The sequence below is a fragment of the Streptomyces prunicolor NBRC 13075 genome, assembly GCF_000367365.1.
Classification (GTDB): Bacteria; Actinomycetota; Actinomycetes; order Streptomycetales; family Streptomycetaceae; genus Streptomyces; species Streptomyces prunicolor.
Genome location: NZ_BARF01000069.1, coordinates 57,570 through 81,453, shown reverse-complemented (window position 1 = coordinate 81,453; position 23,884 = coordinate 57,570). Strand labels below are relative to the sequence as shown.

18 protein-coding genes are annotated in these 23,884 nt (G+C 69.6%); 8 read left to right on the top strand and 10 right to left on the bottom strand.

All coding sequences use genetic code 11. The annotated features are described in order from the left end of the window. Positions 1–114 precede the first annotated feature (114 nt). Entirely contained in the window at positions 115–1,299 is a 1,185-nt protein-coding gene (locus SPR02S_RS30300; RefSeq protein WP_019060785.1) for a helix-turn-helix domain-containing protein, read from the bottom strand. A 117-nt stretch (positions 1,300–1,416) separates the two neighbouring features. Between SPR02S_RS30300 and SPR02S_RS30295 the strand changes: the two genes are divergently transcribed. After that, entirely contained in the window at positions 1,417–1,965 is a 549-nt protein-coding gene (locus tag SPR02S_RS30295) for a flavoprotein (RefSeq protein ID WP_019060784.1), read from the top strand. A 536-nt stretch (positions 1,966–2,501) separates the two neighbouring features. Continuing rightward, complete coding sequence (locus SPR02S_RS30290) at positions 2,502–3,131, top strand: hypothetical protein (protein ID WP_019060783.1); 630 nt, start codon at positions 2,502–2,504, stop codon at positions 3,129–3,131. Positions 3,132–3,243: 112 nt separating this feature from the next. Here SPR02S_RS30290 and SPR02S_RS30285 read toward each other — a convergent pair whose 3' ends face one another. Then, positions 3,244–4,269, bottom strand: coding sequence for an ATP-dependent 6-phosphofructokinase (locus SPR02S_RS30285; protein ID WP_019060782.1), 1,026 nt, complete (start codon positions 4,267–4,269; stop codon positions 3,244–3,246). Positions 4,270–4,522: 253 nt separating this feature from the next. On the opposite strand from SPR02S_RS30285, the gene pta reads away from it, so the two are divergent. The 3 genes from pta to pyk all read left to right on the top strand — a co-directional run bounded on the left by pta (position 4,523) and on the right by pyk (position 9,379). Then, positions 4,523–6,655 carry a phosphate acetyltransferase gene (pta, locus tag SPR02S_RS30280; protein WP_019060781.1) on the top strand — a complete coding sequence of 711 codons (2,133 nt, stop codon included), beginning with the start codon at positions 4,523–4,525 and terminating at the stop codon, positions 6,653–6,655. Beyond that, a complete protein-coding gene (locus tag SPR02S_RS30275) occupies positions 6,652–7,875 on the top strand; it encodes an acetate kinase (protein WP_019060780.1) in 1,224 nt (407 codons plus the stop codon). The genes pta and SPR02S_RS30275 overlap by 4 nt, the downstream gene beginning before the upstream one ends. Before the next feature lie 73 nt (positions 7,876–7,948). After that, on the top strand, positions 7,949–9,379 hold the full coding sequence (gene pyk / locus SPR02S_RS30270; RefSeq protein WP_019060779.1) for a pyruvate kinase: 1,431 nt from the start codon (positions 7,949–7,951) through the stop codon (positions 9,377–9,379). 78 nt (positions 9,380–9,457) lie between these two features. Here the strand turns inward: pyk and SPR02S_RS30265 are convergent, their stop codons facing one another. The 5 genes from SPR02S_RS30265 to SPR02S_RS30245 form a co-directional block, all read right to left on the bottom strand. Then, positions 9,458–9,940, bottom strand: a complete 483-nt coding sequence (locus SPR02S_RS30265) for a hypothetical protein (RefSeq protein ID WP_019060778.1) — start codon at positions 9,938–9,940, stop codon at positions 9,458–9,460. Positions 9,941–10,070: 130 nt separating this feature from the next. Beyond that, the gene (locus tag SPR02S_RS30260; RefSeq protein ID WP_019060777.1) at positions 10,071–11,390 is read right to left on the bottom strand and encodes a hypothetical protein; all 1,320 of its coding nucleotides are present in this window, start codon (positions 11,388–11,390) and stop codon (positions 10,071–10,073) included. Next, a complete protein-coding gene (locus tag SPR02S_RS30255) occupies positions 11,380–11,997 on the bottom strand; it encodes a DUF6114 domain-containing protein (RefSeq protein WP_019060776.1) in 618 nt (205 codons plus the stop codon). The genes SPR02S_RS30260 and SPR02S_RS30255 overlap by 11 nt, the downstream gene beginning before the upstream one ends. A gap of 117 nt (positions 11,998–12,114) precedes the next feature. Continuing rightward, a complete protein-coding gene (locus tag SPR02S_RS30250; RefSeq protein WP_019060775.1) occupies positions 12,115–12,765 on the bottom strand; it encodes a DUF6230 family protein in 651 nt (216 codons plus the stop codon). Positions 12,766–13,410: 645 nt separating this feature from the next. After that, entirely contained in the window at positions 13,411–14,388 is a 978-nt protein-coding gene (locus SPR02S_RS30245) for a tetratricopeptide repeat protein (protein WP_019060774.1), read from the bottom strand. Between the two features lie 213 nt (positions 14,389–14,601). On the opposite strand from SPR02S_RS30245, the gene SPR02S_RS30240 reads away from it, so the two are divergent. Next, the gene (locus SPR02S_RS30240; protein ID WP_019060773.1) at positions 14,602–15,228 is read left to right on the top strand and encodes a TetR/AcrR family transcriptional regulator; all 627 of its coding nucleotides are present in this window, start codon (positions 14,602–14,604) and stop codon (positions 15,226–15,228) included. Between the two features lie 207 nt (positions 15,229–15,435). Here the strand turns inward: SPR02S_RS30240 and icmA are convergent, their stop codons facing one another. Then, entirely contained in the window at positions 15,436–17,136 is a 1,701-nt protein-coding gene (icmA, locus tag SPR02S_RS30235) for a coenzyme B12-dependent isobutyryl-CoA mutase large subunit (protein ID WP_019060772.1), read from the bottom strand. Positions 17,137–17,472: 336 nt separating this feature from the next. On the opposite strand from icmA, the gene SPR02S_RS30230 reads away from it, so the two are divergent. Further along, on the top strand, positions 17,473–22,287 hold the full coding sequence (locus SPR02S_RS30230) for a ricin-type beta-trefoil lectin domain protein (protein WP_052347073.1): 4,815 nt from the start codon (positions 17,473–17,475) through the stop codon (positions 22,285–22,287). 36 nt (positions 22,288–22,323) lie between these two features. Then, a complete protein-coding gene (locus SPR02S_RS30225) occupies positions 22,324–22,929 on the top strand; it encodes a hypothetical protein (protein ID WP_019060771.1) in 606 nt (201 codons plus the stop codon). 43 nt (positions 22,930–22,972) lie between these two features. Here the strand turns inward: SPR02S_RS30225 and SPR02S_RS30220 are convergent, their stop codons facing one another. Together SPR02S_RS30220 and SPR02S_RS30215 are read right to left on the bottom strand one after the other, a co-directional pair. Beyond that, the gene (locus SPR02S_RS30220; protein WP_026150985.1) at positions 22,973–23,311 is read right to left on the bottom strand and encodes a DUF3817 domain-containing protein; all 339 of its coding nucleotides are present in this window, start codon (positions 23,309–23,311) and stop codon (positions 22,973–22,975) included. Positions 23,312–23,367: 56 nt separating this feature from the next. Continuing rightward, entirely contained in the window at positions 23,368–23,877 is a 510-nt protein-coding gene (locus SPR02S_RS30215) for a MarR family winged helix-turn-helix transcriptional regulator (RefSeq protein ID WP_019060769.1), read from the bottom strand. Positions 23,878–23,884 lie beyond the last annotated feature (7 nt).

Below are 23,884 nucleotides of genomic sequence, written 5' to 3'. Positions count from 1 at the left end.
ACCTGGCGTCGAACGAGGCCCCACAGCAAGGGTGTTGACCAGGTGTGAGTACAGCGTGACGCTGTGAGAAGAGGGGAACGCTCACAGATCCGTGAGCGTTGTGAGCGCAGTGCGCTACAGGCCGACCCAGGCCGCCAGGTGGCTGAGCGTGTCCGGCGTCCGCCGGGACAGGTGCACCAGACCTGTGATCGTGTCCCGGGCCGCCGGGTGGTAGCGGGTCTGTTCGGGAGCCAGACGACGCGCCTCGACCAGTGACTTCAGGGCAGCCTCGGTGTGCCCGGTCTCCATCTCGGTGCGTGCCTGGTCGATCAGGAAGTGCGCGCGGCGGGAAGTCGCCAGTTGCGAAGGTAGCCTGATCTTCCGGGCCTGCTTGAGTGCGTCGTCGTAGCGCCGCATCTCGACGGCGGCGGACATCTTGTGCAGGGCGACGTTGGCCGGCCCGAAACTGAGCCAGTGCACCTCGGAAGCGTCTCCGATGCGCTTCGCAATCCTGTGAGCCTCGGTGATGTGCCGGCCGACGCCTGCCTCGTCGTCAGCGCGCGCGGCAATGACGGAGCCTCCGAGATGGAGTTGTCCGGTGACCGCCAAGGCCTCACGGGTCTTGGCGGCTTGGCCGACCACCGTGTGTCCCGAGGCGATCAGCCGCTGCCCGATCCCGTACTCCCCCTCACGGAAGTAGACCAGCGCCCGCATGTACTGGCGCACCGCGCCCAGGCAGGCGTCGGAAGCACGCTCCGCCGCCCATGCCATTCGGTCCAGGGCGACCGAGGAGAGGTCGTAGTAGCCGAGCTTCACGCTGATGTCGTGTGCCGTGCGATAGGTCGAGGCCAGTGCCTGCCACAGTTCGGTCGAGGGCGTCGACCAGGCGCTGTGGGTGAGTTCGGCGACCAGGCCCGGCAGTTCGCGGGCCGCGTTGCGCAGGTGCGTGGCCCGGACCTCCGCGCACAGGTGATCGGCCCCAGCCATGAGCTGATCCGCCGACCGGACCGTCAGATCCGGATTCGGGCCGAGGTCGTAGAGGTCTAGGGACTCCCGGATCGGCCGCACCAGTTCGGCGAGCCGGTCGCGCTGCAACTCGGTCACGTACGGCTGCCCGGTGAGCACGGTGACGTCGATCTGGAGCACGCGCGCGATGGCGGCGACGAAGTCGGCCGTGGCCGGTCGGGCGCCACATTCGACCTGGTTCAGCAGACTGTAGGAATAGGGCAGCCGAGCGGCGAGCTGGCGCTGGGTGAGTCGGGCCAGTCTGCGCTGTTCCCTGATACGGGCGCCCGTATGGTTCTCGTCCAGTGTCGGCATACCGGTCTCCATTCTGAGCAGCCACTGGAACAGTACCCAGGCCGCACCACACGGCCGTGCCCTTCCGCCCCGACTCCCTCCGGAGCAGGGGCGGTTGTGTGTGATCGGATAGGCCCCATGACGACCACCCCCCGCGTCCTCTACCTCTTCGCCTCCGCCGCACCCCCCGTCTTCGACATCGCCAAGGTCATCAAGGACGCCCAGGCCCGCAACTTCGACGTATGCCTCGGTCTCACCCCCACCGCCGCCCTCTGGCTCGAACCCCAACTCGGCGAACTGACCCAGCTGACAGACCACCCCGTACGCAGCAAGTACAAGATGCCCGGCGAGCCGGACGTATGGCCGAAGGCGGACGTCATCGCGTTCGCGCCGGTGACCTTCAACACGGTCAACTCATGGGCGCTGGGCCTCACCCACGACTTCGTGGTCGGTGTCGTCGCCGAAGGCATCGGCAAGGGCATCCCCATCGTCGCGATGCCCTGCGTCAACTCGGCCTACGTACAGCACCGGCAATTCGAGCGCAGCGTCGCCGAGTTGCGCGCCATGGGCGTCCAACTCCTGTACGGCGAGGGCGGCTTCGTGCCGAACCAACCCGGGCAGGGCAGGCCGAAGGAGTTCCCCTGGCGGCTGGTGCTGGATGCGGCCGTAGACGCGACACGCACCTGAACGACCCGGCCGCCACCGCCCACCGGACACGCACCTGAACACCCCGCCCGCCCCCGCCCCCGGACACCCCCCGCCCACCCAGAGACGACTTTGCGCCACCCCCCACTTCCCCCCACACCCGATCACCACCCCCACCACAAACGCACTCCCCTTCGACCCCCGCCCACACACCCGACGCCGACAGGACGCCGACAGAACGACCCCCGGAGTCCACCGCACCGGCGAATGGCAAGGTAGGGAGGCATATTCATCGACCGGCACCCGTCCCCTGCCCGCCCCTCACCTCTCCTCGCCACCACTCAGCGTCACCGATCTCCCCCACCCCGGCCGCACCGCATGCCCGCCGGTCGACCGAATCCGTACGTTCCTACAATCCGTAATCCTGGCCGAACAGACCGTAGTCACCGCACTCCGGCGCCCCTAGCTTGTGGCCCGTGCGCCGACCCCCAGTTCAACCCAGCCAGTCCACGCCGCCCACGCCACCCACCCCGCCGTTCGACGCGCCCGCCGCCCGGCGGCTACGTACCGCGCTCAACATGGGTCCCGAACACGTCGCGTACGGCATGCGTGCCTCGTACGGGCTCCCCTACGTCACGCCTGACCTGGTCATCGCCTGGGAGCGAGGACTCACCGCGCCCTCCGGTCCCGAACTCGCCGCGCTGTCCGGTGTGTTGTGGTGTTCCCCGGCCGAACTCATCGGCAAGCCACGCACGCTGCGTGAGCATCGCCTCGCCCGGGGCCTCGCGCCGGAGGACGTCGCCCGGGCCGTCGGGCTCGAACTCCTCGCGTATCTACGGATGGAGGAGCACGACCAGTGGCGCGGCACCGAGCGCCAGTCCTCCGCGCTCGCCGATCTGCTCGACCTCTCGCTGCCCGACTTCATCAGCGTCACGGGGCGCGACAGCAAGCTCGCGGAGTTGCTGCGCGGCGCCATGACCACCCGCTGGCAGGCCCACGTACGGCAGATCGGCAAGATGGTGCCGCTGGACCGGCGGCTCCTGGAGGACTCCCTCCAGGAGTTGCACGAGGACTACCAGGCGCAGATGGTCGCCACCCTCAACTGGGGCGGCGGCAACTCCGCCGTCGACGCGAACGAGGCCGGCCGGGACTTCCTCGACCAGATCATCAGCCGTTTCTGGTCCATGGTCGAGAGGAGTACGTACTGAGCACGCAGCCGTAGAGCAGCACCCGCCGAAAACGAACCCCAGCCTCGAAACCCCGGCCAGAACCCCCGGCCGGAAACGAACCCGCTGGAACCCCCGGCCGGAAACGAACCGGCTAGAAAACCGACTCCGCCTCGTCCATCCGGTCCTTCGGCACCGTCTTCAACTCGGTGACCGCCTCGGCCAACGGCACCATCACCACGTCCGTCCCCCGCAGCGCGGTCATCCGTCCGAACTCCCCCTGGTGCGCGGCCTCCACCGCGTGCCAGCCGAAGCGCGTCGCCAACACCCGGTCGTACGCGGTCGGTACGCCGCCGCGCTGGATGTGGCCGAGGATGACCGGCTTGGCCTCCTTGCCGAGGCGGCGCTCCAACTCGTAGGCCAGCGCCGTGCCGATGCCCTGGAAGCGCTCGTGGCCGAACTGGTCGATCTCGCCCTTGTTGTAGTCCATGGAACCCTCGGCGGGGTGCGCGCCCTCGGCCACGCACACGACGGCGAACCTCTTGCCGCGGGCGAAGCGTTCCTCGACCATCTTGACCAGGTCGGCCGGGTCGAAGGGCCGCTCGGGCAGGCAGATGCCGTGCGCGCCCGCCGCCATGCCGGACTCCAGCGCGATCCAGCCCGCGTGCCGGCCCATGACCTCGACGACCATCACCCGCTGGTGCGACTCCGCCGTCGTCTTCAGGCGGTCCATCGCCTCCGTCGCGACCCCGACCGCCGTGTCGAAGCCGAACGTGCGGTCCGTCGACGAGATGTCGTTGTCGATCGTCTTGGGGACCCCGACCACCGGCAGGCCTGCGTCGCTCAACATGCGCGCCGCTGTCAAGGTGCCTTCCCCGCCGATCGGGATCAAGGCGTCGATCCCGAAGTCGCGCGCGATGTCCAGCGCGTTCTCGCAGGCCTCGCGGAGGCGGTCCCGCTCCAGTCGGGACGAGCCCAGGATCGTGCCGCCGCGGGCGAGGATGCCGCTGACCGCGTCCAGGTCGAGGTTGCGGTAGTGGCCTTCGAGCAGTCCGGCGTAGCCGTCCTCGAAGCCGATGACCTCGTCGCCGTAGTTGTCGACCGCTCGGTGCACGACCGATCGGATCACGGCGTTCAGGCCGGGGCAGTCGCCGCCTGCGGTGAGAACTCCGATGCGCATCGTGCTGTGTCTCCTGCTCGCTGTTGAGACCGGTGAGCCGGACCCGATTGTTTCACGTCCCCCAGGGCGTCGCCGCTCCCACCGGACTGACGGGCGCCTTAACCACCCCCGGAGGTATTGTCAAGAGGGTTCCGCTCACCCAGGTGGGCGATTTTTATGACCGTCGAAACGGGCAGCCAGAAACCCTGAGAACCAGAAGCCCCGAGAACCAGAAACCGTCAGAATCTGCCGGAACCGGAAGAGGAGACCACGCGTGACCCGCAGCGTGTACGTGACCGGGATCGACCGCGGCGACGGCCGTCAGGTCGTCGAGCTGGGGGTCATGGAACTCCTGACCCGCCAGGTCGACCGGGTGGGGGTGTTCCGCCCCCTCGTCCACGACGGCCCCGACCGCCTGTTCGAACTGCTGCGTGCGCGCTACCGGCTCTCCCAGGACCCGGCCACCGTCTACGGCATGGACTACCACGAGGCCTCCGCCCTCCAGGCCGAGCAGGGGACCGATGAGCTGGTGTCGACTCTTGTCGACCGGTTCCATCTCGTCGCCCGCGACTACGACGTCGTCCTCGTCCTCGGGACGGACTTCGCGGACACCCAGTTCCCGGACGAGCTGGCCCTCAACGCCCGCCTCGCGAACGAGTTCGGCGCCTCCGTGATCCCCGTCGTCGGCGGCCGCAAGCAGACCGCCGAGTCCGTCCTCGCCGAGACGCGCAACGCCTATCGCGCCTACGACGGCCTCGGCTGCGACGTCCTCGCCATGGTCACCAACCGGGTCGCCCGCGAGGACCGGGACGAGATCGCGCAGCGGCTCACCACCCGGCTGCCGGTGCCCTGTTACGTCGTACCGGACGAGCCCGCCCTCTCCGCGCCGACCGTCGCCCAGATCACCCACGCGCTCGGCGGCAAGGTCCTCCTCGGGGACGACTCCGGGCTCGCCCGGGACGCGCTCGACTTCGTCTTCGGCGGGGCGATGCTGCCCAACTTCCTCAAGGCGCTGACCCCTGGCTGCCTCGTCGTCACCCCGGGCGACCGCGCCGACCTCGTCATCGGCGCCCTCGCCGCGCACAGCGCCGGCACCCCGCCGATAGCCGGCGTCCTGCTCACCCTGAACGAGGTGCCCAGCCACGGGATCCTCACCCTCGCCGCCCGCCTCGCGCCCGGCACCCCGGTGGTCTCCGTGCCCGGCACGTCCTTCCCCACCGCCGCCGAACTCTTCTCCCTGGAGGGGAAGTTGAACGCGGCCACCCCGCGCAAGGCGGAGACCGCGCTCGGCCTCTTCGAGCGGTACGTCGACACGAGCGACCTGCTCAAGCGGGTCTCGGCGCCGAGCAGCGACCGACTCACCCCGATGATGTTCGAGCACACGCTCCTGGAGCGGGCCCGCTCCGACAAGCGCCGGATCGTCCTCCCCGAGGGCACCGAGCCCCGCGTCCTGCACGCCGCCGAGGTGCTATTGCGGCGCGGTGTCTGCGAGTTGACCCTGCTCGGCCCCGAGGACCAGATCCGCAAGCGGGCCGCCGACCTCGGCATCGACCTCACCGCGGCCCAGCTCATCGACCCGACCACCTCCGAACTCCGCGACCGTTTCGCCGAGAAGTACGCCCAACTCCGCGCCCACAAGGGCGTGACCGTCGAGCTGGCCTACGACGTCGTCGCCGACGTGAACTACTTCGGGACCCTGATGGTGCAGGAAGGGCTCGCGGACGGGATGGTCTCCGGCGCCGTACACTCCACGGCGGCCACCATCCGGCCCGCCTTCGAGATCATCAAGACCAAGCCGGACGCCGACATCGTCTCGTCCGTCTTCTTCATGTGCCTCGCCGACAAGGTGCTGGTGTACGGCGACTGTGCGGTCAACCCAGACCCGAACGCCGAGCAGTTGGCCGACATCGCCATCCAATCCGCCGCCACCGCCGAGCAGTTCGGCGTCGCGGCCCGGATCGCGATGCTGTCGTACTCCACCGGTACGTCCGGCTCGGGCGCCGACGTCGACAAGGTGCGCGAAGCGACCGAACTGGTCCGGCTGCGGCGGGCCGATCTGCGCATCGAGGGGCCGATCCAGTACGACGCCGCCGTCGAGCCGAGTGTCGCCGCCACCAAGATGCCGGAGTCCGAAGTCGCCGGTCAGGCAAGCGTGTTGATCTTCCCCGACCTGAACACCGGCAACAACACCTACAAGGCCGTGCAGCGTTCGGCCGGCGCGATCGCGGTCGGGCCGGTGTTGCAGGGCCTGCGCAAGCCGGTCAACGACCTGTCCCGGGGCGCCCTCGTCTCGGACATCGTCAACACCGTCGCCATCACGGCGATCCAGGCCCAGCTCCCCAAGACCCCGGCGCAACACCTCAAGACCCCCGCGCAGTCCCCGACCGAGAAGGCAACCCCCCAGTGAGCCCCGCCCCCGCCCCGGCCCGTGTCCTCGTCCTCAACTCCGGCTCCTCGTCGGTGAAGTACCAGCTGCTCGACATGCGCGACGGCGAGCGGCTGGCCATGGGGCTCGTCGAGCGCATCGGCGAGGAGACCTCCCGGTTCAAGCACACCTGTGTCACGTCCGGTGCCGTACGGGAGTCCACCGGCCCGATCCCCGATCACGAGGCCGCCCTGAAGGCCGTAGCCGAAGAGCTGTCGAAGGACCAACTTGGTCTGGACTCGCCCGAGTTGGCTGCCATCGGGCATCGGGTCGTGCACGGTGGGCAGACCTTCACCGCGCCGACCGTCATCGACGACGCCGTGCTCGCCGAGATCGAACGGCTCATCCCCGTCGCGCCGTTGCACAATCCGGCGAACCTCGTCGGGATCAGGACCGCGATGGCGTTGCGGCCCGATCTGCCGCAGGTGGCCGTGTTCGACACCGCGTTCCACACGACGATGCCGGAGTCGGCCGCGCGGTACGCGATCGACGTGGCGACCGCCGACGCGTACCGGATCCGGCGGTACGGGTTCCACGGGACCTCGCACGCCTATGTGTCGCGGGCGACGGCGAAGCTGCTCCGCAGAGCGCCCGAGGACGTCAATGTCATCGTGCTGCACCTCGGGAACGGGGCGTCCGCGTCGGCGGTCGAAAAGGGCCGGTGCGTGGAGACCTCCATGGGGCTGACGCCGTTGGAGGGGCTGGTGATGGGGACGCGGTCGGGAGACCTGGATCCGGCCGTCATCTTCCATTTGATGCGTGTTGGCGGAATGTCCACCGATGAGATCGACACTCTTCTCAACAAGAAGAGCGGTCTGATCGGGTTGTGCGGGGACAACGACATGCGGGAGATCCGGCGCCGGATCGACGAGGGCGACGAACAGGCGGAACTCGCCTTCGACATCTACATTCACCGGTTGAAGAAGTACATCGGTGCCTACTGCGCGGTACTCGGCAAGGTGGACGCGGTCGCCTTCACCGCGGGGGTCGGGGAGAACGCGAGTGCGGTGCGGGAAGCCGCCGTCGCGGGCCTGGAGCTGCTGGGGCTCGAGGTCGACGACGCGCTGAACGCCGTACGGAGTGATGAGCCGCGGCTGATCTCGCCGGCGTCCGGGCGGGTCGCGGTCGCGGTGGTGCCGACGGACGAGGAATTGGAGATCGCGACACAGACCTATGCACTGGTCGGAAATTACAACGCCTGAGCGCATGCCCGCCCATTTGTATCTTCCGCCAGACGGAATATTCCGTAGCGAAACAAACCGATAGGATCGTCCCATGCGCCGTTCGAAAATCGTCTGTACTCTCGGCCCCGCGGTCGACTCCCACGAACAACTGGTCTCGCTGATCGAGGCCGGTATGAATGTGGCCCGTTTCAATTTCAGCCACGGCACCCACGCCGAGCACCAGGGGCGGTACGACCGCGTCCGTGCCGCGGCCAAGGAGACCGGCCGTGCCATCGGCGTCCTCGCCGACCTGCAGGGCCCGAAGATCCGCCTGGAGACCTTCGCGGAGGGTCCCGTCGAGCTGGTGCGCGGTGACGAGTTCACCATCACCACCGAGGACATCCCGGGCGACAAGACCATCTGCGGTACGACGTACAAGGGCCTGCCCGGTGACGTCTCCCGCGGCGACCAGGTCCTCATCAACGACGGCAACGTCGAGCTGAAGGTCCTCAGCGTCGAAGGCCCCCGCGTGAAGACGATCGTCATCGAGGGCGGCGTCATCTCCGACCACAAGGGCATCAACCTGCCCGGCACGGCCGTGAACGTGCCCGCGCTGTCCGAGAAGGACGTCGAGGACCTGCGCTTCGCGCTGCGGATGGGCTGCGACATGGTCGCCCTGTCCTTCGTGCGCGACGCGGGCGACGTGTACGACGTCCACAAGGTGATGGACGAGGAGGGCCGCCGGGTCCCCGTCATCGCCAAGGTGGAGAAGCCGCAGGCGGTCGAGAACATGGAGGCCGTGGTCGCGGCGTTCGACGCGGTGATGGTGGCCCGTGGCGACCTCGCCGTCGAGTACCCGCTGGAGAAGGTCCCGATGGTGCAGAAGCGCCTGGTGGAGCTGTGCCGGCGCAACGCCAAGCCGGTGATCGTGGCGACCCAGATGATGGAGTCGATGATCACCAACTCCCGCCCCACGCGCGCCGAGGCCTCCGACGTGGCCAACGCGATCCTGGACGGCGCGGACGCGGTCATGCTGTCCGCCGAGTCCTCGGTGGGCGCCTACCCGATCGAGACCGTGCAGACGATGTCGAAGATCGTCCAGGCGGCCGAGGAGGAGCTGTTCTCCAAGGGTCTGCAGCCGCTCGTGCCGGGCAAGAAGCCGCGGACGCAGGGTGGTTCGATCGCGCGTGCCGCGTGCGAGATCGCCGACTTCCTCGGCGGCCGGGCCCTGGTGGCGTTCACGCAGTCCGGTGACACCGCCCGCCGGCTGTCCCGCTACCGCGCCTCGCAGCCGATCGTCGCCTTCACGACCGACGAGAGCACCCGCAACCAGCTCACCCTCAGCTGGGGCGTGGAGTCGCACGTGGTGCCGTTCGTCAACAGCACGGACGAGATGGTCGACATGGTCGACGGCGAGATCGCCAAGATCAACCGCTTCAACCCGGGCGAGACCGTCATCATCACCGCCGGCTCGCCCCCCGGCGTGGCCGGCACCACGAACATGCTCCGCGTCCACCACCTCGGCGGCGGCGAGGGCAACTGACGCACCGCTGAAGGCTCTTGTACGGCGCTGAGGGCGCCCCCTGCGACAGGGGGCGCCCTCGGTCCGTCCGCCGCCGGATCACGCGGCCGACGGCGCTCCGACGGTCTCCCGCAGCCAGGCGTGGGCGCGCAGCTCCGGATGGGCGGTGGTGATCAGCCGGAACGCGTCGGCCTTCGCCCGCTCGGTGAGCTGCCACAGCTCGGCCCAGGTCAGCTCCACCACGTCCGGCGCGTAGTTCGTGGTGAGGGTGACGGCCTCCGCTCCGCGGCTGAGGGAGAACACATGGCCGCTCACGCTCGTCTCCACCGCGATGTCGCTCCGGGTCTCCAGCTCCCTTCTCGCGTACTCCAGCATGAGAGCGAAGTCGACGACGGGCAGTCCGAGCGTGCGCAGGCCGAGATCCACGCCGTGGACGACGAGCCGTACGTCCGCCCGGAAGTAGCTCAGGGAGAAGTCCGCACCGGTCAGCTCCGGGTGCTCCGGCCGGTACGGGTGCTCCGGTCGCCGTGCCGGGGACCAGAAGGGGTCGTCGGCCCGGGGCTCGAAGGAGAAGTCGATCATCTGTCCTCCTTTGCGGATCGGCCTTTTGGATCGGCCGCGCTCCGGACACCGGACAGAGCGGTGCCCCGCCGAGTGGGTACTCGGCGGGGCACTGCTCCTTCGCGGCTCCCGAACGGGCTTGTGGACGGGCTCAGTTCTGGTAGCTGTGCAGACCGGGGACGGTCAGCGTGCCGCCGAACTGGCCTGCCTGGACCACCTTCACGTTGGTGAAGTAGATCAGCGGGATGTTCAGCGGCGGCGGGTTGTCCGGGTCGAACGTGATCGGGATCAGTCCGAACAGGTTGCCCGAGATGGACTCCGTGTACATCACGGTGTCGCCGTCGCGGATGGTGGACGTCGAGCCCGAGGCCGCCTGCACGTGGTAGGTCTTGCCGGACTGCTTGTCGTTCACCGTCTGGTGCAGGTCGCCGATGTCGGTCCCGCCGGAGATGACGTACTTCAGGACCTTCTTGACCTTGCCGCTGGCGGTCTTCACCTCGACGACGCCCTGATAGTCCGCGCCCTTGAGCAGCAGCGAACTGGCGTTCAGGTACCAGGGGTCGTCGGGCAGCAGCACCTTGTTGTCGACGCCGCTGGTGTCGTCCGTGGCGACCGGGCAGTCCGAGGTGTCGGCGCTCTCGCTCGCGGACGGGCTCGGGGTGGCCGTGGCCGAAGCGGTCGCGTCCTCGGCCGCCTCAGCCGCCTTGGACGCCGCGTCGGTCGTGTCCTTCACGGTGTCGTTCACCGTGTCGGTGACCTTCTTGGTCGTGTCCTTGACGGTGTCGGACACGCTGGAGGAGTCGTCGGTGGACGAGTCCTTCGTGGCGCTCGCCGAGGCGGACGCGGTCGGCGTCGGGGTGGCGCTCGCCGTCGAGTCGGAGCTCGACGAACCGCCGGTGAGGATCCCGGTGATGGCGTCGCCGATGCTGTCCAGCAGGCCGCCGCTGCTCTCGGACGCGGAGGGCGTCGCGGTCGCGGTGCTGCTCGACGAACCGCTCGAATCCGTCGTCTTGCTCGCCGAGGCGGACGGCGTGGGCGTGGCCGTGTCGTCGTCGGAACCTGAATCCGACGACCCCGAAGAGGTCTTGCCCGAGTCGGCGTCCTTCGAGGCGGACGCCGACGGGGTCGCCTCGTCCTTGGACGAGTCGGCGGACTCGCTCGCGGACGCGGACGGCGTCGCCGAGGGGCTGGCCGTCGACTCGGCCAGCGCCGCGACGCAGTCCTTGTACTCGTCGGCCGTCAGGCTCTTGGACGACGGCGAGGCCGTCGCGCCGTTGTCGGCGAGAGCGAGCGAAGACGTGAATCCGAACCCCATGATCACGGCGGTCGGCATCGCCACCGTGGCTATCGCCTTGCCGGCGGGCATGTGGAGCCTGGTGAACAGCGGCTTCTTGGGTGCCGCATGCCGCGGCCCGGTTCTCACACGGGACTCGTCCACATCAGTCCCGTGGGTCACCTCGTCAGCCGGCACTGTGCCTCCCGTTCGCCCCGTTGTTCACCGGGCTCGTTCCTGACAGATCGTTCGGCTCACCCGTACCGTCGGCGGACTCGTACGGCGCGGGCTCCTGAGGCTTGGCGTAGTACGACGCGGAGTCGTGCGGCGCCGCCTCGTACGGTGTGGCCGCCTCGGCGGGGTCGCCGCCCTCTCCCTGTGCGACGTCCTGCAGCGCCTCCGGCTGCGGCGGCGCGCCCGGCGCCCACGACACGGCCAGTGCCCCGCCGACCATGGCGAGGAGGAAGCCGATCAGGAAGCCGCCGAGGTTGGACACGGGGATGGACACCAGCGCCAGCAGGATCGACGCGACACCGGCGAAGGTGCGCACGTGCTTCTGGAACCAGAGGCTGAAGCCCAGGACGACGAGCAGCACACCGATGATCAGGGACCCGGCGCCCGCGGTGGTGGCCATCGCCAGCGTCAGATGGCCCACCTGAAGATGTGCGTACGGGAAGTAGGCGATCGGGAGTCCGCCGAGCATGACGAACAGACCGGCCCAGAACGGCCTCGTGCCACGCCAGGCACGAAACTGCAGCCTCCGGCGGGCGAACTGGCCGGGTGCGGCAGGAGTCTCGGCGCTCATGGAAAACAGCTCCCTGGTACGGCGTTGCTGTGGTGGAGAGTTGCACCTCGTGTGAAGGCGCTGGTGGAAGGTGGACGGGCGGGGGCGCCACCGGCTCCCCCGCCCGCCGTCAAGTGCCTAGTAGCACTCGTGGGTGCCGGCCGAGACCGACATCTTCAGCCCGCTGAGCTTGAAGGTTCCGGCAGTGGTGGCCCACGCCGTCTGCTTCACCTTGGTCAGCTCGGCCGACTCGGCCTGCTGGGCGAAGCCGTAGGGGTTGGCAGCCTCGCTGCCGCCCTTCATGCCCGGACCCTTGCCGCCCTTGCTGGCAGCGGTGTTACCGGCCGCCACACCGATGTCGATGTTGTGGAACACAGCGTCGGCGCTGAGGTCCTCGACGTCGATGTACAGGTTGGTCGCCTCGACCGGCGTACCGCCGCCGCCCGCCCGCAGCACGAGGCTGACGGACCCGAGCACCGGGATGTTCGGGGTGACCACCGACTGGCACATGTTGGTGATCGTCGCCGACGTGAACGACGAGACCGCGACGGGGTGGAGCGACTTGCTGCCGTCCAGGTTGTAGCCCGAGTCCAGGGCTCCGTACTGGGCGAAACCCTGGCCGTTGAGCGAGTCGGCCGTCACCTTGAACGACTGACCCGAAACACTGAATGACGCGGCGAGAGCACCCTGCGCGAGGGCGACACCTATACACGCCGTAGCGGCGACGCTGGGCACCATGACCACAGCGAAGCGCTTCCATCTCGTCCCGCCACGCACCTGGGACTCCATATTTCCTCCTTCTCGGACGTACATCTCCTGGCCCTGACTGCCCCCTATTGGCGGCTCAGCCGGGCAGGGATGGGAGAAGTGCTACGTCCTCGGGAAGGGGAGCGCCTGTCCTCGGAGGCGCGAACCGCGCACCGATCACCGGCGATCACCCCCGAGCGACAACCACTGGTCGCGCCTGACGCACATCACGCACAACCTTGCTGGACAGGCTCCGCCGTACGGCGAAGACCCCCCTGCCCAAGAGCCGACTCCATTGTTTCCGGCTCTACTCGGTGGGGACCCAGAAAAATCCGTCGGCCCGACCGGCTGTCGGGTACGGCGATGGACCGAGCGTGGCCGATCGTGGTGCATTCTCGCCGCCCGCACAAGGGGCTTCGTTACTGGGTAGTAACGGCCGGATAACCGAACAACGACCCGCCGGTATCGGCCGACGACGCTGGGTGTCATCGTGGGCCAGGACAAATCAGTTGACATCCGGGCGGAATCCGACAGATCAACGCCCTCGACTTACTCCAAGTAACAGCGGCCGCGATTACCAAGTTTTGGTAAAGCGCGGCCGCAGTGACACTCCGTCGGCAAATCTTTCACTCCGGCAACACAGGTCACGAGGTTTACCGACTGGTCAGAACGGGCCCCGCACCCCGCTCAGAACAGCGCCCGCGCCAGTGCGCGCCGGGCCGCCGTCACCCTGGGGTCATCGGCCCCGACGACCTCGAAGAGCTCCAACAGCCGCAGCCGTACGGCATCCCGGTCGTCACCCACCGTGCGCCGCACGGTGTCGATGAGCCGGCTGAACGCGTCCTCGACATGACCGCCCACCAGATCCAGGTCGGCGGCGGCGATCTGCGCCGGCACGTCACCCGGCTTCTCGGCCGCCTCGGTGCGCACCTGCTGCGGGTCGAGCGTCGACACCCGCTGCAGCAACTCGGCCTGGGCGAGCCCCAGTTTGGCCTCGGTGTTGGCCGGGTCGTCGCTCAGCACGTTCTTGTAGGCCTGCACGGCCCCGCCGAAGTCCCCCGCGTCCAGGGCCTGTACGGCGGCTTCGAGCAGCGCGTCGTAGGGTCCCGCCGGCATCTCGGCCACGGCCTCGGGACGGTCACCCGGCGCGGCGTCGGGGTCGACGTCCAACCCGGTGAGACCGAAGCGCTGCTCGGCGACCTGGATCAACTGGTCCAGCGTCTCCCGGATCTGCGACTCGGGAGCGGCCCCCTGGAAGAGCGGCAGCGCCTGCCCCGCGACCACCGCGAAGACGGCCGGGATGCCCTGCACCCCGAACTGCTGCATCAGCATCTGATTGGCGTCGACGTCGATCTTGGCAAGGACGAAGCGTCCGTTGTAATCGAGGGCGAGCCGCTCCAGGAGCGGGCTCAGCTGCTTGCACGGCTCGCACCACTCGGCCCAGAAGTCGATGACGACCGGGACCTCGGTGGACCGCTGCAGGACCTCGCTCTCGAACCCCGCCTCATCTACGTCGATCACCAGGTCGGCCGGCGAGACGGCCCCGCCGCCGCCCTGCCTGGCGGTCTCGGCGCGCGCCTGCTCCGCCTTGACCTTGGCCTCCTGGGCCGCCTTCACCGCGGCGAGGTCGACGACTCCGCTCATGGACATGTTCCGTGGCTGCATACGTCTATCCTCCCCCGTCCGCGCGTGTGAATGAAAAGCGTTGTGAAAGCCGGTCTGTTGCAAGTCGGTTGTGAGCTGTTCGGCGCCGGGTCCCCACCCCGCGCCCGTGGTTTCGCTACGGGTCGTAGCGTAATAGCACAGGCCCCCTCCCGGATACAGGTACCCAGTGATCTCCCTCACTGCACCACAGGAACCGGCGGTTATGGTCGGGGGATGCAGAGCAGCACTCCCGTCCCGCGCGCCGCAGGACGCCCGCGCAGCGCCACCGCGGACACCGCGATCCTCGCGGCGACCCGGGAGGCCCTGGTCGAACTCGGCTGGTCCAAGCTCACGTTGGGAGACGTCGCCACACGCGCGGGGGTTGCGAAAACCACCCTCTACCGCCGCTGGGCCGGCAAGAACGAACTCGTCGTCGACGCGGTCGCCGAGCTCTTCGACGAACTCCACCTCCCCGACCGGGGCACGCTGGCCGCCGACATCGAGGGCGTCGTCCTCCAGTTCGCGACGATCCTGGCCCGCCCGGAGGCCAAGAGCGGGCTGATGGCGGTGGTCGCCGAGTCGATCCGGGACGACGCCCTGCGGGACCGCATCCGCGAGTCGATCGTCGACCGCCAGAAGTGCCTGGTCGTGGAGGGCAGGGCACGGGCCCAGGCCCGCGGCGAACTCCCCCCGGAGACCGACCCCGAGGAAGCCGCCCGCACGGCCGACCTCATCTTCGACGTGGTCGCGGGCGCGGTCGTCCACCGCACCCTGGTGAGCGCGGAACCGGCCGACGAGGAGTGGGTCCACAGCTTCACCCAGGTCCTGCTGCTCGGCCTGACGTCGCTCAGCAACCCCTAGGGCCTGTCCGGCGGGTCAGACCCCACCGACTCTCCTGCGGCCCGATCAGCCGGTCCGACCCCAGGCCGTGTCCGCGAAGTCCCGCCCGCCCCTCGACGCCCGGCACGCTCCCCCACTGCCTTAAGGGCGTGGGAGGTACCCCCACTCGCCGCATCGGACGCCGCGGGGCTGACCCTCGGGCCGACGCCGGGACTTCGCGGACACGGCCTAGAACCCGGCGGGCTCCGTGTACACCCCCCACTCGTCCCGCAGCACCCCGCAGATCTCCCCCAGCGTCGCCTCCGCCCGCGCAGCGTCCAGCATCGGGCCGATCATGTTCGACCCGTCCCGCGCCGCCGCGAGCATCGCGCCGAGGGCCGCCCCTACGGCCGCCTCGTCCCGTACGACCTTGCGCTGGCCCAACTCCCGGATCTGGTCCCGCTCCACCTCGTGGCTGACCCGAAGGATCTCCAAGTCACCGGTGACGGACCCGTGGTGGACGTTGACGCCCACGACGCGCTTGTCGCCCTTCTCCACGGACCGCTGGTACTGGAACGCGGCCTCCGCGATCTCGCCGGTGAACCAGCCGTCCTCGATGCCGCGCAGGATGCCGGAGGTGATCGGCCCGATCGGGTGCTGACCGTCCGGGTGGGCCCGCAGTCCCCGCTCCCTGATCTGCTCGAAGATCTTCTCGGCGTCCGCCTCGATCCGGTCGGTGAGCTGCTCGACGTACCACGAACCCCCCAGCGGATCCGCCACGTTGGCGACCCCGGTCTCCTCCATCAGCACCTGCTGCGTGCGCAGCGCGATCTCCGCCGCCTGCTCACTGGGCAGCGCGAGTGTCTCGTCCAGGGCGTTGGTGTGCAGCGAGTTGGTCCCGCCGAGGACAGCGGCGAGGGCCTCGACTGCCGTACGGACCACGTTGTTGTACGGCTGCTGCGCGGTCAGCGAGACGCCCGCGGTCTGGGTGTGGAAGCGCAGCCAATGCGCCTTCTCGGACCGCGCGCCGTAGACGTCCCGCAGCCAGCGGGCCCAAATCCTGCGCGCCGCGCGGAACTTGGCGATCTCCTCGAAGAAGTCGACGTGCGCGTCGAAGAAGAAGGACAGGCCGGGCGCGAAGACGTCCACGTCCAGGCCCCGGGACAGGCCGAGTTCGACGTACCCGAAGCCGTCGGCGAGGGTGTACGCGAGCTCCTGCGCGGCCGTGGAGCCGGCCTCGCGGATGTGGTAGCCGGAGACGGACAGCGGCTTGTAGGCGGGGATGCCGGTCGCGCAGTACTCCATGAGGTCGCCGATGAGACGCAGGTGCGGCTCGGGCTGGAAGAGCCACTCCTTCTGGGCGATGTACTCCTTGAAGATGTCCGTCTGGAGCGTGCCGTTGAGGACGGCGGGGTCCACGCCCTGCCGTTCGGCGGCTACGAGGTACATGCAGAAGACGGGGACGGCCGGGCCGCTGATGGTCATGGACGTCGTGACGTCACCGAGCGGGATGCCCTTGAAGAGGACCTCCATGTCGGCGGCGGAGTCGATGGCGACCCCGCAGTGCCCGACCTCGCCGAGCGAGCGCGGGTCGTCGGAGTCGCGGCCCATCAGGGTCGGCATGTCGAAGGCCACAGACAGCCCCCCGCCGCCGTTGGCCAGGATCTTCTTGTACCGCTCGTTGGTCTGCTCGGCGTTCCCGAACCCGGCGAACTGCCGGATGGTCCACGTCCGCCCGCGGTAGCCCGTCGCGTACAGCCCGCGCGTGTAGGGGTACTCCCCCGGCCACCCGATCCGCTCGAAGCCGTCGTACGTGTCCCCGGGGCGAGGCCCGTACACCGGCTCGACCGGGTCCCCGGAGAGCGTGGTGAAGTCGGCCTCACGCGTACGTGCGGCGTCGAACCGGGCCTGCCAGCGTCGGCGGCCCTCTGCGATGGCGTCAGCGTCCATACCCTCGAATTTACTAGGACGTCCTAGTAAATGTCGAGGATCGCCATCCCGACCGTCACGGCCGCCACCGTCACCCGATCAAAAGCGGTCGCCTCCTTCACAAAAAACTCCTACCTTGCGCTTAGTTGACGCACAGATCTATCGTGACTGCGCTGTGCCCACCGGAGCTGACCACTCCCTTGTGGGCACATCGATCAGTGACCGGGGGACACAGCCGCCAGCGAGGCCATCACCGCTTCGGACGGGCACCCTCACCTGCCCTTTTTCCGAAGAACGGATCTTGCCTTGCGTTCCAGACGCGCCAGGGCGCGGAGCTTCACGCGCCTCGTCCCACCCATGCTCGCGCTCGCCGTACTGGCCACAGTCGCCGGACACCCGGAACTGCCCGAGCGGCGGACCGTCGACAGCGGCCTCGTCGCCGACAGCTACGACGGCTTCGACGGGGCCGCCGCCGAACAACTGCGCCAGGACCAGTGCCTGTTGACCGGTGCCCTGCGCCTCGGCGGTCCGGCCATGTTCGGCACCGCGCAGGACGGGCTCAACCAGACGCCGGACAAGCTGCACACCGCGGCCGACCGGGCCTACTGGAACACGACCCCGCTCTCGACGGCGTTCGACAAGGACAAGGACGCCGCGGACAAGGAGGGCGACGCGCTGGGCGCGTACGTCGACGAGTGGAAGAAGCCACTGGCCGGGCTGAGTACCCCCGGTGGCTTCACCGAGACCGGGTTCCACTGGCCGCCGGGAACCACCGGTACCGGCCCGGGCTTCTTCGCCCAGACCGGCCTGGACAAGTGGGTCGCGGACCAGTTCTGGAAGCAGGAGGACGACTTCTACGCGGACCCGACCCCGAAGGCCGACGACAGCACCGTCCAGGCCGTGAAGAACCTCGGCACCCCGCTGTACGGCGCCGATCCCGACCCCACGCTCCCCGGTCAGCAATGGCAGCAGGCGTACGCCGAACACCGCGCCTGGGAGGATCTGGTCGACTGGGACCCGGAGCCGACCGGCGCGGACAACGCCCGTCTCTTCCTCTCCTCCGGCGGCTTCGCGCGTACCGCTCCCGAACCGGGCAGCGTCGAGTACCGCATCGCCGTGGAGGACCTCAAGAGCCGGTTCGCCGCCTGTGCCTGGCGCACCCCCGTCGACCCGAACAAGGTGCTCGGCAAGGAGGTCGCCGCCGCGTCCGGCGAGTGGCAGCAGGAGATCGCCGGCCAGGCCGCGCAGCGCAACAAGATCCTGGACGCCAACCGCGACGCGACCAAGGCCCTCGCGGCCGGTTCCAAGGCGCTGGGCGTGATGCTCGGTCAGTCGTGGATCGCCGACCGGCTGGCCCGCTGGCAGGACTACTGGTCGGCCGGCGGCCCCGGCTGGATCGGCGACAGCCCGATGATCGTGCACGCGCACGGCTCCTCCGACAAGTGCCTGGAGGCTGCGGGCGGCAAGAAGGACAACGGCACGCCGGTGCAGATCTACACCTGCAACGGCAGCGTGGGCCAGAAGTGGCAGATCAGCGGCACCACGTTCGTCAACGTCAACTCCGGCAAGTGCCTGGAGGTAAAGGGCACGGGCATCGTGAACGGCACCGCGCTGCAACTCGCCACGTGCACCACCGGCGCCGCCCAGAAGTGGGAGTACAACACCCACGCGACCACCCGTCTGTACAACCCGGGCACCGGCAACTGCCTGGACCTCGCGACGTACGACAACGGCCGTGACGCACGGATGTGGGACTGCAAGGGCACCGACCCGCAGAAGTTCGACATGACGCCGTCGGGCCACAACGGCACCGGCGATCTGGACTACCCGACCACGGCCCAGTTCGACAAGGCGAAGAAGGGCGTCACGGACGCCCAGACGGCGGCGAAGAAGCAGCTCGACCTGCTGAAGGCCCAGGCCACCGCGGCGAAGAAGTCCGCCACCGACACGGACACCGCCGAACAGGCCGCCTACGGCATCGCCGACCAGGCGGGTGCGCCACGCGGCCGCGGTCTGCTGGTCGGACAGCAGAAGGCACAGGTCACGATGGCCGCGTCGGCCGCGCTGGACGCGCTGTCCAAGGCCGGCGACACCGCGTACGCCGCGACGAAGGCGGCCGCCGGTGACAGCGCGACCATCGCCGCCCGTGCCGTGACACAGGCCGCCGCGTCGAAGGCGGCCTTCCGTACGGCCGCCGCCCAGGCCGCCAACGAGCAGGCGAAGGCCGCCGCGGACGCCGCCGCCGTACAGGCGCAGAAGGCCAAGGACGCGCGGGACACCGCGCGGGCGAAGCTCGCCGAGACGCTGCGGGCCGAGGGCGACGCGAAGGCCGCGGCCGCCACCGCGCACGCCAAGCGGCTCGCTGCCGAGGCCGAGGAGCTGACGGCCAAGGCGGAGAAGGAGACCGCCGCCGCCAAGCAGGCCGAAGCCGCTCAGCACCGAACGCGGGCCGAGGGGTACGCGACCAAGGCCAAGGACGCCCAGAGCGCGGCCGAGACGGCGGAGGGCACCGCCCGGGACCGGCGGCAGGACGCCGAGACCGCCCGGGACAAGGCCAAGGGCAAGCGGGACGACGCCTGGGACGCCGCGAACCAGGCGAACGCCGCGCGCGCCAAGGCGGACGCCAAGGACGCCTACGCCGACGCCCACGACTCCGCCGACGACGCCCAGGCCTCACGCGCCGCCGCGAACGACGCGGACAAGGCCGCCGACGACGCCGAGTCCGCGTCCGCCTCGGCCCGCTCCGAGGCGGACGCGGCGACCAAGGCGGCCGCCGACGCCGATGCCGCGGCGACCCGCGCCGAGGCCGCCGCCAAGCGGGCCAGGTCCGACGCCGACGACGCCCAGGCCGCCAAGCTGAAGGCGGACGCGGCGGTACGGACGGCGACCAGCGCGGCCGCGGACGCCATCAAGGCCTCGCAGGACGCCGCCGCCGCGGCGCGCACCGCCGTGAAGCTGGCCGACGACGCCGAGAAGGACGCCGTAGACGCGAAGAAGCAGGCGGACGCGTCCGAGGCGGAGGCGGTCAAGGCGGTCGCGGGATCGGCGGACGCCGCCGGACACGCGTACACCACCGCCCAGGCGGCGGAGGACGCCCGCAACTCGGCCCTGCAGGTCGCCGCGCCGGCGAACGACGCGATCCAGCTCGGCTCGCCGTACCTCACCACCGACTCGGCGGCCGGACTCGTGGTGCTGTCCGGACAGTCGTCGAAGACGATCGCCGAACAGCAGCAGGCCGTGGCCGAGGCGCACGCCGCCAACGCCCAGAAGGCCGCCGCGCAGGCGCAGAGCACCGCCACCGCGGCGACCGGTGACGCGAAGGCCGCGTACACCATCGCGGCGGAGGCCGCCGGCCACGCGGCGGACGCCCGCACGTCGGCCAAGGAGGCCCTGGGTTACGCGGCCGACGCGGCGAAGGCAGCGGCGGACGCCCAGTCGTCCCTTTCCCGCACGATCGACTACGACCAGCAGGCCACCGAGGACGCGACCGCCGCCGACAAGGCCGCCGGACGCGCCGAGGGCTACGCCGCGGACGCCCGCGACTCCGCCGACCAGGCCGCCCTCGACGCGGCTGCCGCCCGCACGGCGGCGGCCGAGGCCGAACAGGCGGCGAAGGACGCCCGCGCCGCGGCCGACCGTGCCGACACCGAGGCGACCGCGGCCGAGGCGGCGGCGAAGGACGCGCAGAAGTACGCGGACTCGGCGCAGCAGGCGGCCGACGAAGCCGGGCGCAAGGACGCCAACAAGCAGGTGCAGACCGGTGCTTCGACCGGCGTCGGGGGCGTGTTCTCCGTCATCGACGACATCAAGGAGACCGGGCAGCGCGAACAACTCCCCAACGAGTGCCACGGCCTGGACTGCAACACGCTGGTGTTCGTCGTGCACTTCGACGCGATCGTCAGCTACTACTTCTGCGTCGACCCGGACGTGCCCGCCACGGAAGCCGGCTGCCCGGCCGAGGACACCGTCTTCATCAAGACACTGCCGTTCAAGAACCTGACCAAGACGGTCAAGATCTCCGCGTGGGACGTGACCAAGGACGTCTGGAAGGGCATCTACGACTCGATCATCGGCGACTTCACCGGCTGCTACCACAAGGTCAACGGAGACGGCAGCGGCAGCTACGGCGACTGCGCCTGGGCCGCCACCTGGATCCCGCTCGGCGGCCCGATCGCGAAGATCACCGAGGCGATCCGTGCCGTGGACGCCGCGATGCGCACCGGGGTAGGGGTCAGCGACGCGTTGAAGGCGCTCAAGGCGCTGGACGTCGACGCCCAGACCCTGGCCGACATCGAGCACTCCGTGGAGGTGTACGAGGAGGCCCGCACCGCGTGCAGGGCCAACAGCTTCCCCGGCACCACGGAGGTCGTCCTGGCCGACGGCAACCGCAAGGCACTGCGTGACGTGCGGACCGGCGACCTCCTGCTGGCCGCGGACCCGGCGACCGGGCACACCCGGGGCGAGCCGGTCACCCGCACCTTCCGCCACGCCACCGCCGACCTGGTCGACGTCACCCTGACCGAGGGCGGGCGCCTCACCAGCACGCCCGGGCACCGGTTCTTCGTCACCGGCCGCGGCTGGACCCTCGCGTCCGACCTACGGCCCGGAGACGCCCTGCGCGGCCCGGACGGCGCTCTCCGCGTCGTGGCCGCACTGCTCGACCGGCACGAGGCGGCGCCGCGCACCGTGTACGACCTGACGGTGTCCGGCCTGCACACCTTCTACGCGGTGGCGGGCGACAGCCCGGTCCTGGTCCACAACTGCAACGACCTCGTCTTCGACCAGGGGGAATTCCCCGGACTGGCCCACACGCTCGACGAGCACACGGCGGGTGTCGTGTCCGTCGACGATGCCAAGCGACTGGCCGCGGCGAAGACGGAGAAGCTCGGGCGCCTCACCGCGAACTCGCTGTTCGTCGACCAGCAGACCGCCCAGCAGGTCGTCGACTACGCGCTGGCCAACAACGCGAACAGGATTCGCACGTGGCTCCGCGGATCGGCGCGGGACCTGGACTGGCAGGGTTACTTCGGAGCGAAGAACTCCCTCGGTACGGCCTACTACCCACCGGGGCAGGGGAGCCCGGTGGTCTTGGGCAACGGGTTCTACATCAAGCTCGTGCGGGCCAAGGGGCACAAGGCCGGCTACTACGTCCAGACGTGCTATCCGAAGTAGAAGCATCCGAAGCAGAAGCAAGGGAGGTCAGACGCGGTGCCACGCTTTACGGAGTTCGACTTCGGTGTGTCCTGGGTGATGGGTTTCTTCCATCAGGACGGGACCCACGACGGGGACACGGCCGCCGAGATCGTCGCGAACCACCTGACGGGGTGGAGCGACGAGGCGGCCCTGGCGGTACGCCGTGACGCGCGAACCCTCGGCAACCTCCCGTCGGAGACGCTGGAGGTGCTCTGGAACGCCGGGGCGGAGTACCTGCCGAGTTTCGAGACACGGCTCGGCAGCGGGGCGGAGTGGACGCGGACGGTCGTCGGCCTCTGCGACGCCCGGCTGTCCACGGAACCCGACGTACGCCCCCTCACGGGAGCGGACACGGAGGACGGCACGGCCTGCCTCGACGCGGTCGTCGCCGAGATCGAGGAGACCCGGTTCCTGACGGCGGAGGTACGGGCGGCGCTGATCGACTGCGCCCACCGCTGCACTCCGGACCTGGCGTTCCGGGTGCTGTTGAGAGCGATGGCCGCCGCGCGGGACGCCTCGCTGTCCCCGGACCGGTACGCGCGGCTGGAGGCCGTCGGATCGGCCCTCCAGTACGGCGAGTTCGTGGTCGACAACGTCAGGTTCCTGGTCGAGGAACCCTGACGGCGACCCAGGAGCCCGCACTCGGCCGAGTGCGGGCTCGTCGCTACGCCTTCGCGGCGACCGGGGTCGGCTCGGCGAAGTGACCCTCCAGCTCGCGGCTGATCTTCCGCTCGACGAAGAACGCGGCCGTTGGAATCGTGCCCGCGAGGAGCACCCACAGCTGCTTGCCGACCGGCCACTTCGCCTTGGAGCCCAGGTCGAAGGCGAAGAGGAGATACACGACGTACAGCCAGCCGTGCGCGATGGCGACGACCTCGGTGAAGCTCCCGGCGCCGTCGATCTTCAGGAGGTACTTGGCGATCATGCTCAGACACAGCAGGACCAGCAGCACACCCGTGGTGTACGCCAAAACGCGGTAGCGGGTGAACACGCTCTTTTTCATGAGGACGAGCGTAACGACCGGTTCCGGGCGATCTTTCCCCGGGTCGGCGGCCCGGGTCAGTCCTCGTCGAAGTCCGCCGCCGCGACCCTGAGCGGCCGCAGCATCGCGAAGATCTCCCCGCACTCCTCGGCGTCGTAGGCCCCGAGTCCGAAGTCCATCTCCATCAGGTCGCGCGTGGCCGCGTCGCAGACCTCGCGGCCCTTGTCGGTGATGGAGGCGAGGGTGCCGCGGCCGTCGTTGGGGTTGGGGCGCTTGTCGACGAGACCGGATCTGACCAGGCGGTCCACGGTGTTGGTCACGGACGTGGGGTGCACCATGAGCCGCTCGCCGATCTTGGACATCGGCAGCTCGCCCGCCTTGGAGAAGGTGAGCAGCACCAGCGCCTCGTAGCGCGCGAAGGTCAGTCCGTACGGCTTGACGACCGCGTCGACCTCGGCGAGCAGGATCTGCTGGGCCCGCATGATCGAGGTGATGGCGGCCATGGACGGCACGTTTCCCCAGCGCTGTTTCCAGTGTTCGTCGGCGCGGGCGATGGGGTCGAAAGGGAGACTGAGCGGCTTCGGCACGGCACCA